This is a genomic window from Micromonospora sp. NPDC049203 (assembly GCF_043197215.1).
GTDB lineage: Bacteria > Actinomycetota > Actinomycetes > Mycobacteriales > Micromonosporaceae > Micromonospora.
On record NZ_JBICSV010000011.1, the window covers coordinates 107,774 to 122,437 of the forward strand.

At 72.8% G+C, this 14,664-nt stretch carries 13 protein-coding genes; 4 read left to right on the top strand and 9 right to left on the bottom strand.

Going from position 1 to position 14,664, the window contains the following annotated elements; translation table 11 throughout:
• Window positions 1–102: 102 nt before the first annotated feature.
• Window positions 103–324, bottom strand: coding sequence for a DUF397 domain-containing protein (locus ACGFIA_RS24930; protein WP_357382271.1), 222 nt, complete (start codon window positions 322–324; stop codon window positions 103–105).
• Window positions 294–1,175 carry a helix-turn-helix transcriptional regulator gene (locus ACGFIA_RS24935; protein WP_357382270.1) on the bottom strand — a complete coding sequence of 294 codons (882 nt, stop codon included), beginning with the start codon at window positions 1,173–1,175 and terminating at the stop codon, window positions 294–296. Before ACGFIA_RS24935 ends, ACGFIA_RS24930 begins: the two co-directional genes overlap by 31 nt.
• A gap of 611 nt (window positions 1,176–1,786) precedes the next feature.
• On the opposite strand from ACGFIA_RS24935, the gene ACGFIA_RS24940 reads away from it, so the two are divergent.
• Together ACGFIA_RS24940 and ACGFIA_RS24945 are read left to right on the top strand one after the other, a co-directional pair.
• Window positions 1,787–2,074, top strand: a complete 288-nt coding sequence (locus ACGFIA_RS24940) for a hypothetical protein (RefSeq protein WP_357382268.1) — start codon at window positions 1,787–1,789, stop codon at window positions 2,072–2,074.
• Between the two features lie 104 nt (window positions 2,075–2,178).
• The gene (locus tag ACGFIA_RS24945) at window positions 2,179–2,610 is read left to right on the top strand and encodes a hypothetical protein (protein ID WP_393262441.1); all 432 of its coding nucleotides are present in this window, start codon (window positions 2,179–2,181) and stop codon (window positions 2,608–2,610) included.
• Between the two features lie 27 nt (window positions 2,611–2,637).
• Here ACGFIA_RS24945 and ACGFIA_RS24950 read toward each other — a convergent pair whose 3' ends face one another.
• Window positions 2,638–3,414, bottom strand: coding sequence for a PASTA domain-containing protein (locus ACGFIA_RS24950; RefSeq protein WP_393262375.1), 777 nt, complete (start codon window positions 3,412–3,414; stop codon window positions 2,638–2,640).
• Between the two features lie 97 nt (window positions 3,415–3,511).
• Window positions 3,512–4,174, bottom strand: a complete 663-nt coding sequence (locus tag ACGFIA_RS24955; RefSeq protein WP_357382262.1) for a PASTA domain-containing protein — start codon at window positions 4,172–4,174, stop codon at window positions 3,512–3,514.
• A gap of 103 nt (window positions 4,175–4,277) precedes the next feature.
• Between ACGFIA_RS24955 and ACGFIA_RS24960 the strand changes: the two genes are divergently transcribed.
• Window positions 4,278–5,663 carry a hypothetical protein gene (locus tag ACGFIA_RS24960; RefSeq protein ID WP_393262378.1) on the top strand — a complete coding sequence of 462 codons (1,386 nt, stop codon included), beginning with the start codon at window positions 4,278–4,280 and terminating at the stop codon, window positions 5,661–5,663.
• 298 nt (window positions 5,664–5,961) lie between these two features.
• Here the strand turns inward: ACGFIA_RS24960 and ACGFIA_RS24965 are convergent, their stop codons facing one another.
• Window positions 5,962–7,440, bottom strand: a complete 1,479-nt coding sequence (locus ACGFIA_RS24965) for a glutamate--cysteine ligase (RefSeq protein ID WP_357382258.1) — start codon at window positions 7,438–7,440, stop codon at window positions 5,962–5,964.
• A gap of 254 nt (window positions 7,441–7,694) precedes the next feature.
• Complete coding sequence (locus ACGFIA_RS24970; RefSeq protein WP_357382256.1) at window positions 7,695–8,276, bottom strand: YceI family protein; 582 nt, start codon at window positions 8,274–8,276, stop codon at window positions 7,695–7,697.
• Between the two features lie 101 nt (window positions 8,277–8,377).
• Between ACGFIA_RS24970 and ACGFIA_RS24975 the strand changes: the two genes are divergently transcribed.
• The gene (locus tag ACGFIA_RS24975; protein ID WP_357382254.1) at window positions 8,378–8,869 is read left to right on the top strand and encodes a MarR family transcriptional regulator; all 492 of its coding nucleotides are present in this window, start codon (window positions 8,378–8,380) and stop codon (window positions 8,867–8,869) included.
• Window positions 8,870–9,108: 239 nt separating this feature from the next.
• Here the strand turns inward: ACGFIA_RS24975 and ACGFIA_RS24980 are convergent, their stop codons facing one another.
• The 3 genes from ACGFIA_RS24980 to ACGFIA_RS24990 form a co-directional block, all read right to left on the bottom strand.
• Window positions 9,109–11,643, bottom strand: a complete 2,535-nt coding sequence (locus ACGFIA_RS24980) for an ATP-binding protein (protein ID WP_393262382.1) — start codon at window positions 11,641–11,643, stop codon at window positions 9,109–9,111.
• A 101-nt stretch (window positions 11,644–11,744) separates the two neighbouring features.
• The gene (locus ACGFIA_RS24985; RefSeq protein ID WP_357382250.1) at window positions 11,745–12,893 is read right to left on the bottom strand and encodes an acyl-CoA dehydrogenase family protein; all 1,149 of its coding nucleotides are present in this window, start codon (window positions 12,891–12,893) and stop codon (window positions 11,745–11,747) included.
• 118 nt (window positions 12,894–13,011) lie between these two features.
• Complete coding sequence (locus ACGFIA_RS24990) at window positions 13,012–14,544, bottom strand: acyl-CoA carboxylase subunit beta (RefSeq protein WP_393262385.1); 1,533 nt, start codon at window positions 14,542–14,544, stop codon at window positions 13,012–13,014.
• Window positions 14,545–14,664: the final 120 nt, after the last annotated feature.

Here is a 14,664-nt window from a genome sequence, read left to right on the forward strand (position 1 = left end):
GCGGATCGGAACTGGCGACGGGTGCCCGCCACCGCGCGGGCCCGCGAACGCGAATGGTCCCGCCCGGCGGCGCTGCCGGGCGGGACCACACTTCGGTGCCGGTCAGCTCCGGCTGAACGCGCCGTTGCGCGCGCGGGCGACGAAGGCGTGCCAGTCACCCGGGGCGAAGACCAGGGCCGGGCCGGCCTTGTCCTTCGAGTCCCGCACTCCGACCGCCCCGGTCACGTACGCGACCTCGACGCAGTTGTCGCAGTTCGGCCCGCTCTTCGAGCTCTTGAACCACGTCGCCTGCGTCAGGTCCACGGGGAACTCCTTGGTCGCCATTTCCACAGTGGCTCCTCTGCCAGTCTCGCGATGTGTGCGACGGACTCCTCCGGAAGCATGGCCGCTGCTCGAATGTGATCGAAGATGAAGCTGTACTTCTGAAGTTCGTCGCTCTTCTCCAGGAAGAGCCCACCCGTGGCGTTCTCCGCGTACACGACATCGGGATCACTCGGCTCGGGGAAACTGAGAATGGTGAAGGTCCCGTCCATGCCGGCGTGCGCTCCCACCTCGAAGGGCAGGACCTGCACCGTCACGTTCGGCAGTTCGGCCACCTCCACCAACCGCTTGAGCTGACCACGCATCACCGCGTCGCCGCCAACCGGCCGGCTCAGCACCGCCTCATCGAGCACCACCCACAGATCGACCGGATCGTCCTGCGTCAACAACGACTGACGGCCCAGACGGACACGCACCCGTTGGTCGACCTGATCGTCGGTGATGTCCGGCCGGGCCGCGCGGATCATCGCGCCGGCGTACTCCTCGGTCTCCAGCAGCCCCGGCACCACCTGCTGCTCGTACGTGCGGATCGAGCCGGCCGCGGCCTCCAGGCCGACGTACGCGCCGACGAGCACCGTGCTGTACGGATGCCACCAGCCCTTCTGCCGGGCCTCCCGGGCGATCTGCACCAGCTCGTCGCTCTCCGCGCCGACGATGCCGTAGATCCGGAGCATGTCGCGCACGTCGCGCGGGGTCGCGGTGGTGTGGCCGGTCTCGATCCGGGAGATCTTGGACGCGGAGCACTCCAGCTGCTCGGCGACCACCTCTATGGTGATGCCCGCCGCCTCCCGCTGCCGGCGGAGTTCCGCACCCAGCCGCCGTCGCCGGATGGTGGGGCTACGCCGTTCCGTCACGGCGCCATATATCGGCTGGCGGGACCACGATTCACAGTCACCCGGCTACCTCCGGTCGGTCGCGCCCCGGTTCGACACCCACCGCGGGCGCGACCGGGGGCGGCGGGCGAACGTTCGCGGCAGGGTGGTGCCGGTCGTCGACCGGCCGCGACGGGCGAAACCGGCGTCCAGTGTGCCGTTCTGGTACCTGACGCTTCAAGTATCGCCGATTGCGTGTCCGACTCACTTATCGGCAAAACTCTACGTGCAACTTGCATGTCGCACGTCCCTGATGCAGGCTGTCCGTATGGCACGGGTCACTCACCGTCTTCGCTTGATCTCCGGGCGTGGTGGCACCACGGTCCGCGGGACAGCCGGAGGGGGGCCGTCCCGCGCCGTGCGACCTGCCCCGGAATGAAGACCCCGTCGCTGCACGCCAGCTTGGCTGCGGCGACGGGAGCGGTAACCGGGAGCAGCCGGGTGATGGTCGGGTGGCGGTCCGCCACCGCGGGTACGGCCCGACCACCACCGACCCACAGACCGCCGGTCCACGAGGCAGACCCCCGTCACCGGACCGCACCGACCCGATCCGCCTCGCCGGTCCCGGCCGGCCGACCCTCCCAGGAGCCCATGTGCTTCCCCGCTCCGGTGACGTACTGCACGTGACTCGCGCGGCGAGTGTCCAGTTCCTCAGACCGATCATGTTCCGGGTCATCCGGGTGCTCGACTGGCCGACCTACGACGGTTGGCTCTGGCTCGAAGGCTACGAGCTGAACGCGGCGGGGGACGCGGTCAGCCGGCGGTCGATCTTCGTACTCGGGGAGGGGTTGCGGCAGCTCCAGGCCGCGCCGGCTCCGCGTCAGCACACCGTGCGGACGGCCCGCCGCCCGGTGGTCCGGACTCCGGTCCGGGTCGGCTGACCTGACGATTCCCGGCCGGGAGGGCGTGCCGTCGCCATAGAATCGGTACGCCCACCCCGGCACGTTCCACCCCGCGCGCCATGGACCCCGAACCTGGGATGGTCATGGTCAATCTGCCCGCCGCGCGGCGGCACCACCGCTCCCGTGTCGGCTATGCCCTCGGGCTCTTCCTCTTCCTCTTCACCGCGACAGCACTAGCGCTCGCGGTACGCCACCCCGCCTTCTCCGCCACCCAGCAGCTCGCCGAGCCGGTGCCGGCCCCGGAGATCACCGTTGCCGGTGAGGGCGCCCGGACAGAGTCCGACGCGGCCGGTTCCGACGCGGCCGACGACCAGGACGGCTGGGCCGCCACCGACACCTCGCAGGACGAGGACGATCCACCGGCGGGCACCGGAGGCGGCGAGGGCACGCTGGCCGAGCGGCCGGCCGCCGGCACCGACGACCTCAGCCGGTCGCTGTTCTACTCCGGGCTGCTCGGGCTCGCCATCTCGCTGGCCGGGCTGGGCCTGGTCGGCACCCGCAGACGCCAGTGGTGACCGTGCCGAGCCTCGGCGCCGTGGATATCAGGGCGTCGTGGTCGTCGCCGGAGCGGAGCCCGGCGTGCTCGGGCCGCTCGTCGGCGGAGCGGGTACGGCCACCACGATGGTGACCCGATCGTCCTCACCCACCGGGTAACCGGCTTCCGGATCGGTGGCGATCACCGTGCCGGCCGGGCGGTCCGACGCCCGCCGCTGCACCCGGTAGTCCACGTCCAGCCGATCGAGCGCCGCGCGGGCGGCGGCCTCCGGCAGCCCCACGAGCGGCGGCATCGGCACCTCGACCGGCGCGGTGGTGGCCGGCGTGCTCGGCGGTGAACTGCTCGGCGCGGCACTCGTCGGGGCGGCGGTCGTCGGGGCGGCGCTCGTCTGCGCCGGAGGGCTCGGCAGCGGCGGCCCCGGATCGGAGTCCCGGTCGGCGGCGCGCAACGCCAGCCACACCCCCACCCCGATCAACGCGAGCAGCAGCAGCGCCAGGACGCCGAGCAGGATCGGCATCCACCAGCGGCGCCCGGCCTGCTCCTCGGCGTACCACTCGCTCCCGGGCTCGGGATAGCCCGCCGGCCGTGGTGGCGGCACCCCGGCCCGGCCGGACCAGGCACCCACCGGTTCCTGCGGAGTGGTGGCGTCGAGCGGACGGCCCGGCGCCGGTGGCCCGCCCGGTCCGGCCGGGCCGCCGGGCAGCGGGCGGGTGGCGTCGCCCGCGTCCTGGGGCAGCGGGCGGGTGGCATCGCCCGCATCCCGGGGCAACGCCCGGGTCGCGTCCGCGTCACCGGCGGGTGGTTCCTGACGGTCGTCGCTCATGGCACGTCCTTTCCCCACCGGGACGGGGCGCACGGCCCTCGATCGTCCACCGTAGCGGGCCCCGGCCCGCCCGGCCGGGATCAGCGCGCCGCGCTCGTCAGGGAGTCGGCGACGGGGACGCCGTCGGCGACGTGGACGCCGTGCCGCCGCAGGTGAGCGTGACCTGGTCGTTCCACCGGGCGGCGCCGCCCGCCACCGGATCCTGGGCCGTGACCGGACCCTCGCGGCCGGTGGCGTACCGGGGATAGAGCCCGGCGTCCACCAGATCGTCTGCGGCGTCGGAGCAGGACAGCGCGCCCACGTCGGGCACGGCGACAGCCGGCGCCGGGCCGGAGACCCACACCGTGACGGTGATGCCGCGCTTCACCGGGGTGCCGGGCGCCGGTGAGGCGCGCTCCACCGTTCGTCCGGTGCCCGTACCGAAGACCAGTCGCCAGCCGAGCCGGCGCTCGCGCAGGTCCCGGCGGGCCTGCTCGAAGTCGGCACCCACCACCTCGGGCACCGTGAGCCCGGCCGGTGCGCTCGTGCGCGTACCGGTGGGCGAGGCGGTGGCGGTCGGCGACGCTGAGGCCGACGTGGGCGTGGCACCGACCGGTGGTGTGGTGCCGGGCGCGGCCTGGCGCTCCGGTTCGCCGGCCAGGATCCACCCGACGCTGGCGCCGATCACCGCCAGCAGGACCACGGCCAGGCCACCGCCGAGGAGCAGCCTGGGCCGCCCCGGCCGGGTGCCGTCGTCTGCCGGTTGCCGCTCGTCCGTCATGTTCCCCCGCCCGATCATCGACGACCGTATCCGTTGCCGCCAAGCGGTCACGGTCCGTCGCTACGACTCGCCGCGCCGACCTCGGGACGTTACGCTCCCCGGCATGGTCAGACGGGGCTGGGGAGGATCGACAGCCGCCGCGCTCGGCGTCGCCGCCGGCGCGGGCGCCGCGCAGCTCGGTTTCGGGTACGGGCTGGGCATCATCGACTGGTCGCCGGCCGGTGCGGTACGGGACGAGGCGGCGTGGGTGGCGAGCCTCGCGTGGGCGACCTGGATCGCGGCGACCTCGGTCATCGTCGGTGCGGTCTGCGCCCAGCGCCTGCGCGGCCACGACGAGGAGCCCCAGGGCGCGCTGCCCCGGCTCGGCCTGGCGCTCGCCGCGGGTGCCGGCGCGCTCGTCACCGTACTGCTGGTGGCGGTTCCGGCGCGGGCGGCCCGGGTGCCGGACGTCTCCTCGCCGCAGGCCGTCGCCGCCGCGTACGCGGGCGCCGGGCTGGTGCTCGGCGTGCTGCTGGCCGTCTGGGCACTGCACACCCGTGCCGCCGCCACCAACCTGATCGCCACCACCGGCTGGCTCTGGCTGCTCGCCGTGGTGTCCGTGGTGGACGGTGTGGTGGCCGGCCGTGGCCTGACCACCGCCCAGCTCGGCATCTGGCAGATCAGCGCGGACCGTGGCGCGTTCTGGATCCGCGACTACTTCTACTGGCCCGGTGCGCTGCTGTCGGTGCTCTCCGCCCTGGTGATCGGCCTCGTGGCGGCGCGGCGAGCCGCCCGCGCGCCGGAGATCCGGGTCGGCGCGGCGGCCTCCGGGGCGGCCGGACCACTGCTCGTCGCGCTGGCGTACCTGCTTGCCGTACCGCGCCTGGCCGGGATCGCCGCGGAGCAGTTGTCGGCCCATCTGATCGCCCCGTACGCGGTGATCGCCGGTGTCGGCGGCTCGATGGTGATGGCCGCGCTGGCCCAGCGCTCCGAGCGTCGTGGCACCGAGCGGACGGCCGTGCCCCGCCAGCGCACCGGCGAGCCGGACCCGATCAGCGCGGAGGCCGAGCCGGTCAGCGCGGACCCGGCCGCGCCGGACGCGCCGCCGGACAGGTCGGCATTGGCGTCGGCCAGGTCGGCACCGGACCGCTCAACGTCGGCCACGTTGACGTCGGACCGGTCGACGTCGCCGCCCTCGGACGAGGCGGCCGGGCCGGCACCCGACCCGTCGCCCGTTCCGAGCCGGGATGCGGCGGCGCAGGACGGACCGGACGTGACGTCCGCCCGGACCGAGTCGGAGCGGGGTCGCGTGACCCGGTCCACCAGCACCGGCCGCCGCAGCCGAGCCGTCCCGCCGCAACGGCAACCCGAGACACCGCTCGGCCCCACCCGGTCACGCGACGAACCGTCCACCGACGAGCCGGACCCGACCGGCCCGTCCCCGTCGGCCTCACCCGGCCCGACCGACCCACCCCCTGCCACCGGAACCCCCCGCCGCCGGGGCCGTTGACCCTCACCGCGATCTTGGAGTTGTGGTACCTCACAGACCTCGCATTCGGGAGGTTCGAGGCGTCACAAGTCCAAGATCGACGCACCCAGTCCCCGCCCGCCGAGATCTTGGTATGAAACGGCCCCCATAGGGGCGCTCTTCTACCAAGATCTCCACCGATCCCAGCCGCACCGACGTCACCCCACCACTCCCGGCGATCTTGCAGTTCCGGCCCTCGTCAACTGCGCGAATCGGGCAACACGAGGGCCGCAAGTGCAACATCGCGGGCTGCGGGGGACGCGCGGCGGGGCGGGGGGAGTCAGTCGACCGGCCAGGTGTGGACGGGCTCGTTGCCGCGCTGGAGTTCGGCGTACCGCTTGACCATGTGGTGCAGCGCGGCCTCCCGGTCCAGGCCCCGGTGCCGCTCGGCCGTCCACACCGTCTCGGTCTGCCAGACCGCACCGTTGCGGCCGGTACGGCAGCGGCCCTCGATCACGCCGAGCAGGCGGTCCCGCTCGGCCGGGGCGACACCGAACCGGTCCAGCCCTTCGGCGGCCACCGGGAGCAGCGTGTCCAGGACGAGCTTGGTGACCGGCACGTCGCCGAGCCGGGGCCAGTGCAGGACCGCCTCGATGCCGCGCCGGGCGGCGGCGTGGAAGTTCTCCTCCGCCGAGCTGAACGTCAACTGGCTCCAGATCGGACGGTCCGACTCGGCGAGACCCCGGGCCAGCCCGAAGTAGAACGCCGCGTTGGCGAGCATGTCGACAACTGTCGGCCCGGCGGGCAGCACCCGGTTCTCCACCCGCAGGTGCGGGCGGTCGTTCATGATGTCGTACACCGGGCGGTTCCAGCGGTAGACGGTGCCGTTGTGCAGTCTCAGCTCACCGAGCTGGGGCACGCCACCGGCGTGCAGCACCTCGACCGGGTCCTCCTCCTCGCAGATGGGCAGCAGCGGGGGGAAGTAGCGGACGTTCTCCTCGAACAGGTCGAAGATCGAGGTGATCCAGCGCTCGCCGAACCACACCCGGGGGCGTACGCCCTGGGCCTTCAGCTCGTCCGGGCGGGTGTCGGTGGCCTGCTGGAACAGCGCGATCCGGGTTTCCGCCCAGAGCTGCCGGCCGTAGAGGAACGGCGAGTTGGCGCCGACGGCGACCTGCACGCCGGCGATGGCCTGGGACGCGTTCCAGTAGTCGGCGAAGCTGTCCGGCGCGACCTGGAGGTGGAACTGGAGACTGGTGCAGGCGGCCTCCGGCGCGATCGAGTCGGTGTGCGTACGCAGTCGCTCGACGCCGTTGATGTCCAGCTCGATGTCCTCGCCCCGGGCGCCGACGATCTGGTCGTTGAGGACGTGGTACCGCTCGTTCGTGGAGAGGTTGTCGGCGACCAGGTGGCGCTCGGTGAGCGTGGGGAGGATGCCGACCATCATGATCGTCGCGTCGGACTTGGCGGCCCGCTCGTCGGCGCGGCTGAGGCTGCTGCGCAGGTCCTGCTCGTAGTCGGCGAAGCCACTGCCCTCGATCAGCCGGGGCGAGGCGTTCAGTTCGAGGTTGAACTGTCCCAGCTCCGTCTGGAACAGCGGGTCGGCGATGTCGGCCAGGATCTGGTCGTTGCGCATGGCCGGTTCGGCGGCGGCGTCGATGAGGTTCAGCTCGATCTCCAGCCCGGTCATCGGGCGGTCGGCGTCGAAGCCGAAGTCGTCGAGCATCAGCGCGAAGACGTCCAGGCACCGCCGCACCTTCTGCCGGTAGCGGACCCGATCCTCGCGGGAGAAGGCGCCCTGCTCGACGTCTCTGCCCATGTGTCCTCCCGGCGCCGGTGCGACGGAACCGTACCGTTCCGCAACGCATTGTGAACCATTCGCGTGATGGGCGTAAGTGCGCCCGTGCCGTCGTCCTGCTGGACGGGCGACAGGTCTGCACCTGTACCCCGTCAACGCCGTCACCAGCACATCCGTCCGGAGAACTTCACGTGACGATTCGCACCGCCGGGGCGTACGCGGGAAGGGCCCGCACCGTCGGCGGACGGTGCGGGCCCCACGGGCCGGTGCCGGGCTCAGCCCTGGCGGATGGCCTCACCCTCGATCTCGATCTTGATCTTGCGGCCGACCAGGACGCCGCCGGTCTCCAGCGCCACGTTCCAGGTCAGACCGAAGTCCTCCCGGTCGATCTCGGTGGAGGCGGAGAAGCCGAAGATGTCCTGCCCGAAGGGGCTGCGGCCGACGCCCTCGAACTCCACCTCCAGCTCGACCTGGCGGGTCACGCCCTTGATGGTCAGCTCGCCGGCGAGCACGAACTCGTTGCCCTCGCGGGACTTCACAGCGGTGCTGCGGAACTCCAGCGTCGGGTACTGCTCGGCGTCGAGGAACTCCGGGCTGCGCAGGTGCGCGTCACGGTCCGCCTGGGCGGTGTTGATGCTGGCCGCCTGGATGCTGGCGGTGACCGAGGACTGCATCGGGTCGTCGGCGACGGTGATGGTGGCGGTGGCGTCCGCGAACTCACCGCGTACCTTGCTGACCATCATGTGCCGCGCGACGAAGCCGACGCGCTTGTGCGCGGCGTCCAGCACGTAGGTGCCGGGGGTGGGGATGGTGAGACCTTCCCAGTCGCGGGTAGTCGCCTCGGTGCTGCTGGTCATGATGCTCTCCTCCGGAGAAGAATGTTTAGGTGCCCAACGACTGACTAAGCAACTATAGTCTAGGCAATATTCCCTGTGTCAAGTGTTGCTAGGATGGTGGCGTGGACCAGAACGTGTTCGACGACCCCCGGATCACTGCCGTCGGCCTGCTCGTCGAGGCGCACGCCGGGCTCGCCGCCCGGTTCGCCGCCCAGTTCGAGGAGCACGGCCTCTCACCGGTCGAGTTCGAGGTGCTGACCCGACTCGCCCGCTCACCAAACAACCAGTTGCGGATGACCGACCTGGCCGCACAGACCTCGCTCTCCACCAGCGGTGTCACCCGCGTGGTGGACCGGATGGAACGGGACGGGCTGATCCGCCGGCGGGCCTGCCCGTCGGACCGGCGCAGCTCCTTCGCGGTGGTGACCGCCGCGGGGCTGAGCAGGCTGGACGCCGTCCTTCCCGGCCATCTGCGGATCATCGAGCAGTGGTTCACCAGCCAGCTCGATCCGGAGCAGCTCGACGGGCTGCTGGACGGGCTGCGCCGGGTACGCGACGCGGTCCATCCGGGCGCCACCGCCGGCAGCACCGAGCTCGCCCAGGACGTCGCCTGACCGCCTGCGGCCGTTCGACGGCTACCCGTCGGTCACCGGCAGAATGACCGGCAGAATCAGCCGAGCGGACGGACAAAGCAGCACAAGGTATCGCGAATCGGCGGTCAGACCTCGATAGTCTTCCCGCAGCGCGGGGGGCACCGGGGGGTGCTGGCGCGAGCGTGGAGCGAGGGGCAGCACCAGGGGGCTACTTCGCTCGTGCCACCCCCGCGCCCTCCACCGCCCCACGCCGGCAGCGCTCATCGCCCCCGGCGGGCCATCAGGGAGAACAGCAACTCCTCCTCCTGCGGCAGCAGGCTCACGCCGGTGACCCGCCGTGCCGCGTCCAACCGGTCAAGCACACCAGGGTCGGCGGTGCTGACCGCCAGCCCCACGAGCGCCTCGACCAGATCCCGCCGGTCGGCGACACCCTCGGCCGCGTCGGCCGCCGCGGCGAACCACTCCGCCGCCAGCTCCCGATCCCCCCGGCGCAACGCCACATGTCCCTCGATCAACCCGCGCAGCGCGTCGCCGGTGCGGGCGTCCCCGGCCGAGCCGGGCGCGTCGAGCGTCTCCACCGCCGGTGGCCGGCGACGGTCCGGCACCGCGCCCGACGGCCACAGCTCGGCCACGGTGGCCAGCGCCTCGTCCGCCCGCCCGGCATGAGCCAGGGCCAACCCGACCGCGCCGATCGTCCGGCGCCGCCGCCCGGGATCGCCCAGCTCCGCGAGCGCGGCAGCCACCCGGCGCCCCTGCTCGACCGCCTCGGCGTACCGGCCCTCCAGGCGGGTCAGCTCGGCCTGATCGGCCCGCGCCAGCACCCGCAGGCGCTGGTCACCGCACTGCGCCGCCAGGCGGTCCACGGTGGCCAGCCGCCGCCGGGCGCCGGCCAGCCTCGCTTCGCGTACGTCGTGCCAGGTGAGGTGCGCCTGGGCCACAGCCATCTCGCGTACCCGGTGGTGCCGGGTGGCCGCCGCCAGCGCGGCCTCGGCCTGCGCGCGGGCCTCGTCGTGCGCGCCGAGCCGGGGCAGGAGCGCGCAGAGCACCGACCGGGCGGACAGCTCGCCGGTCACGTCGCCCGCCTCGGTGAAGATGACCAGGGCGGCCCGGGTCGCGGCCAGTTCCTCCGCGCCCGCGCCGTGCTCGACTGCGAGCCGGGCCGCGCCGAGCATGGCCCAGGCCCGCAGCGTGGGCCGGGCGTCCGCGGTACGCGGATCGGCGAGCAGCCCGCGCAGCCGCTGCCGGCCGGCGACGTCCCGCCCGCGCAACCGCCACCATCGTGGCAGTGAGGCGGCGAGCAGGAGAGCCGTCTCCGGCGCGTGCTCCGCGGCGTACGCCAGCGCGGCGGTGATGTCGCTCGTCGCCTCGTCGAGGACGTGCACCGCGCCGGCCATCCGTGGGCCCACCAGCCCCGGCGCGGTGCGGTTGACCAGACCGGCGATCACCGAGGCGTGGCGCGACCGGATGCGGTGGGTCTCACCCTCGACATCGGCCTGCTCGGCGGCGAAGTCACGGACGGCGTCCAGCAGGCGGAACCGGAACCGGCCGGTGCCCCGGACGCTCAGCAGGCCCAGCTCGCGCAGCCGGTCCAGCATGGGCGCGGCGTCCCACCGCCGGCCGCCGTCGGCGAGCAGTTCCTCGGCCAGCTCGACCGACCAGCGGTTACGGAACGCGGACAGCCGCCGCAGCGCCGCCCGGTCGGCGGACGCGAGCAGGTGATAGCTGGTCGCCACCGCGTCGCGCAGCGTCACCGTGCCGGTGGACGGGCCGGCGGGCTCCCAGCCGGGGCGCACGCCGGTGAGGTCCAGGACGCGGTCGCCGTAGCGGTCGAGCAGCTCGGTGACGTCCAGGATGCGTCCCCGTGCCGCCATCAGCTCGATGGCCAGCGGCAGTCCGCCGAGCCGGCGCACGAGCGCGGCGAGCGCCGGCAGCTCGGCCGCTGTGGGTGGTTCCCGGCGGACCTGGGCGAGCCGGGCGGCGAACAGCGCCGCCGCCGGCCAGCCGTCCAGGTCGGTGGCGTGCTCGGGATCCACGCCGGTCGGCGGCACGTCGAGCGGCGCGACCGGCCGGACCATCTCGCCGGGCAGGCCGACCGGGCGACGGCCGGTCGCCAGCACCCGCAGCGTCGGCGCGGCGGCGGTCAGCGCGCGCAGTGCCCCGGCCACCGCAGCCGGTGCCCGGTCCACCGCGTCGACGACCAGCAACGCCCGCCGGTCGCCGATCCGGCAGGCGAGGTCGGCCAGCCGGTTCACGCCGAACATCGAGGTCGACGCGGCGAGCACGTCGGCGGTGTCCGAGCCCTCGCCCACGAGCACTCCGGCCACGCCCGCCGGATGCCGGGCCGCCACCGCGTGCGCGACCGAGACGGCCAGCGCGGTCTTGCCCACCCCGGCGAGACCCACCAGGCTCACCACCGGGTACGCGTCGAGCAGGCCGGACACCTCCGCCGCGTCCCGCTCGCGCCCCAGCAGGGGTACGGGTTGGGGCAGCGCGACCGGCGGATCGTCCGAGGCACCGGTGGCGGGTGGGCGGGACGCCGCGGGCCGGGCGGTGTCCACGAACTCCCGCCGCCGCTCACCGGTCAGACCGAGCGCGTCGGCCAGCAGGTCGACTGTGGTGCGCTGCGGCCGGGTGGCGCGGCCCCGTTCCAGATCGCGGACCGTCCGTACGCCGACGCCGGCCCGGTCCGCCAGCTCGGCCTGGGTCAGGCCGACGGCGAGCCGGTGCCCGCGTAACAGTTCGGACAGACCGGCGCGACCGCCCGGGCCCCGCGCACGGTCATGATCCGGAGTCATGGGCACGAAGAGTACGGATGGACTCCGACGCTCCACAGCCCATCGTCAACCACCCGACCGTCCATCGCCGTTATCCGACAGGACGAGGACGCGGGTGAATGTCACATGCCGAGGTCGCGCGCGATGATCATGCGCTGCACCTCGCTGGTGCCCTCACCGATCTCCAGGATCTTGGAGTCGCGCCAGAAGCGGGCCACCGGGTACTCGTTCATGAAGCCGTACCCGCCGTGGATCTGCGTCGCCTCGCGTGCGTTGTCCACGGCCACGGTGCTGGCGTGCAGCTTGGCGATGGCCGCCTGGCGCTTGAACGGCTCACCGGCGAGCATCCGGGCCGCCGCGTCGTAGTAGGCCAGCCGGGCCGTGTGCGCCTTCATCTCCATATCCGCGATCTTGAACTGGATGGCCTGGTAGTTGCCGATCGGCTGACCGAACGCCTGGCGCTCCTTGGCGTACTTGATCGACTCGTCGACGCAGCCCTGGGCCAGGCCGACGGCGAGCGCCGCGATGGCGATCCGGCCCTCGTCCAGGATGCGCAGGAACTGGGCGAAGCCCCGGCCGCGCTCGCCGAGCAGGTTGGCCGCCGGCACCCGGCAGTCGTCGAACGTCAGCTCGTGGGTGTCCGAGGCGTTCCAGCCGACCTTCGAGTAGCCGGGCGCGACGGTGAAGCCGGGCGTACCCGACGGCACGATGATCGTGGACAGCTCCTTGCCGCCGTCGGGCCGTGTACCGGTGACGGCGGTGACGGTGACCAGCGCGGTGATGTCGGTGCCGGAGTTGGTGATGAACGCCTTCGAGCCGTTTATGACCCACTCGTCGCCGTCCAGGACCGCGCGCGTCCGGGTGCCGCCCGCGTCCGAGCCGGTGCCCGGCTCGGTGAGCCCGAACCCGGCCAGCGCCTCACCGCTGAGCAGCCTCGGCAACCACTGTGCCTTCTGCTCCTCGGTGCCGAACCGGTAGATCGGCATCGCGCCGAGCGACACCGCCGCCTCCAGCGTGATCGCCACGCTGGAGTCCACCCGGGCCAGCTCCTCAAGCGCCAGGCAGAGCGCGAAGTAGTCGCCGCCCATGCCGCCGTGCTCCTCCGCGAAGGGCAGCCCGAACAGGCCCATCTTCCCCATCTGACGGACGATCTCGTACGGGAAGGTGTGCCGCTCGTAGTGCTCGGCGATGGTGGGCGCGACCACCTCGCGGGCGAATTCCCGGACGCTCTCCCGCAGCGCCTGCTGCTCCTCGTCGAGCCGGAAGTCCATGTCGATCCTCCTGGAAAGGGCGGGCCGCCGGGCGCTCGTGACGCCGGGAGCGGCTGAAGCGTTAGGAGGGGCCCCTTTACATGCACCAGGCGTTAAGAGGGGGCCCTTCCTTGCCGGGTCAGACGGGGGTGACGCCGTGGCGGCGCCGGGAGAAGTGCCGCTCCTTGCCGCGCGCGGCGGCGAACCGGCGTACCAGCTCGGCGCGCAGCTCGTGCGGCTCGACGATCGCGTCCACCACCAGCTCGCTGGCGAGGCGGACCACGTCGATGTCGCGCTCGTACTCCTCGCGCTTCGCGGCCACGAAGGCGGCCCGCTCGGCCTCGTCGGAGATGGCGGCGATCTTGTTGGCGTAGACCGCGTTGACGGCGGCCTCCGCGCCCATCACCGCGATCTTCGCGGTGGGCAGCGCGATAGTGGCGTCCGGCTCGAAGCCGGGACCGGCCATCGCGTAGAGACCCGCGCCGTACGCCTTGCGGACCACCACACAGATCTTGGGTACGGTCGCCTCGGAGATCGCCGTGATCATCTTCGCGCCGTGCCGGATGATGCCCTGCTTCTCCACCGCGCTGCCGACCATGAAGCCGGGCACGTCGGACAGGAACAGCAGCGGCACGTTGAACGCGTCGCAGAGCTGCACGAACCGGGTCGCCTTGTCGGCCGAGTCGACGAAGAGCACGCCGCCCTTGAACATCGAGTTGTTGCCGACCACGCCGACGACCTCGCCGTTGAGCCGGCCGAACCCGATGGTCAGCTCCTTGGCCCACAGCGCCTGGATCTCGAAGAAGCTGCCGGAGTCGAGCAGGCCCTTGACGTACCGGCGCATGTCGAACGCCTGCCGCTCGCTGGCCGGGACCAGCGCGGCCAGGTCGACCTTCTCCGGTGCGCCCACCGCTTCGGCGGCGGGTGGGTCCTGCTTCCAGTTCGACGGCAGGTACGACAGGTAGGTCCGCACCACGTCGAGCGCGTCGTTCTCGGTCTTGCAGAGGAAGTGCCCCACGCCGGACTCGGCGCAGTGCACCTTGGCGCCGCCCATCGCCTCCAGCGTGGTCTTCTCGCCGGTGACCATCTCGACCATCCGGTCGGAGCCGAGGTACATGCTGGCGTTGCCGTCCACCATGGCCACCACGTCGCAGAACGCCGGGATGTACGCCCCGCCGGCCGCGCTCGGCCCGAACAGCGCGCACACCTGCGGGATCGAGCCGGAGGCGCGGACCTGGTTCCAGAAGATCTTGCCGGCGCCGCGCCGGCCCGGGAACAGGTCGACCTGGTCGGTGATCCGGGCACCGGCCGAGTCGACCAGGTAGACCATCGGGACGCCGGTCGCGTACGCCCGCTCGATGATCCGGATGATCTTCTCGACGGTACGCGCGCCCCAGCTGCCGGCCTTGACCGTGGAGTCGTTCGCCATCAGGCAGACCTGGCGGCCGTCGATGGTGGCGGTGCCGGTGACCACGCCGTCGGCGGGCAGCCCGTCGACCATGGCGTTCGCGTAGAGCCCGTCCTCGACGAAGGAGCCCTCGTCGACCAGGTAGGCCACACGCTCGCGGGCGAACAGCTTGCCCTTGGCGGCGTTTGCCGCGTGGTACTTGTCCGCGCCGCCGGCGCGGGCGCGCTTGCGTAGCTGCTCCAGAGCCTCACCGTCGAGCGTCACGCCGACTCCCCGTTGCCACCGCCCGCGCAGGGCGCCACCGACCTGAACGATCGTTAGGCTACCCCACCGGCCCGGCTCCCGGCGACCCTGCCACGCCCCCGACGTTCCCCCGTGATCAAG

Coding starts and splice junctions, on each gene's coding strand:
- ACGFIA_RS24980 (WP_393262382.1), bottom strand. CDS start 11,643: ATGACTCCGGATCATGACCGTGCGCGGGGCCCGGGCGGTCGCGCCGGT.
- ACGFIA_RS24955 (WP_357382262.1), bottom strand. CDS start 4,174: ATGACGGACGAGCGGCAACCGGCAGACGACGGCACCCGGCCGGGGCGG.
- ACGFIA_RS24945 (WP_393262441.1), top strand. CDS start 2,179: ATGGTCAATCTGCCCGCCGCGCGGCGGCACCACCGCTCCCGTGTCGGC.
- ACGFIA_RS24965 (WP_357382258.1), bottom strand. CDS start 7,440: ATGGGCAGAGACGTCGAGCAGGGCGCCTTCTCCCGCGAGGATCGGGTC.
- ACGFIA_RS24960 (WP_393262378.1), top strand. CDS start 4,278: ATGGTCAGACGGGGCTGGGGAGGATCGACAGCCGCCGCGCTCGGCGTC.
- ACGFIA_RS24970 (WP_357382256.1), bottom strand. CDS start 8,276: ATGACCAGCAGCACCGAGGCGACTACCCGCGACTGGGAAGGTCTCACC.
- ACGFIA_RS24950 (WP_393262375.1), bottom strand. CDS start 3,414: ATGAGCGACGACCGTCAGGAACCACCCGCCGGTGACGCGGACGCGACC.
- ACGFIA_RS24930 (WP_357382271.1), bottom strand. CDS start 324: ATGGCGACCAAGGAGTTCCCCGTGGACCTGACGCAGGCGACGTGGTTC.
- ACGFIA_RS24985 (WP_357382250.1), bottom strand. CDS start 12,893: ATGGACTTCCGGCTCGACGAGGAGCAGCAGGCGCTGCGGGAGAGCGTC.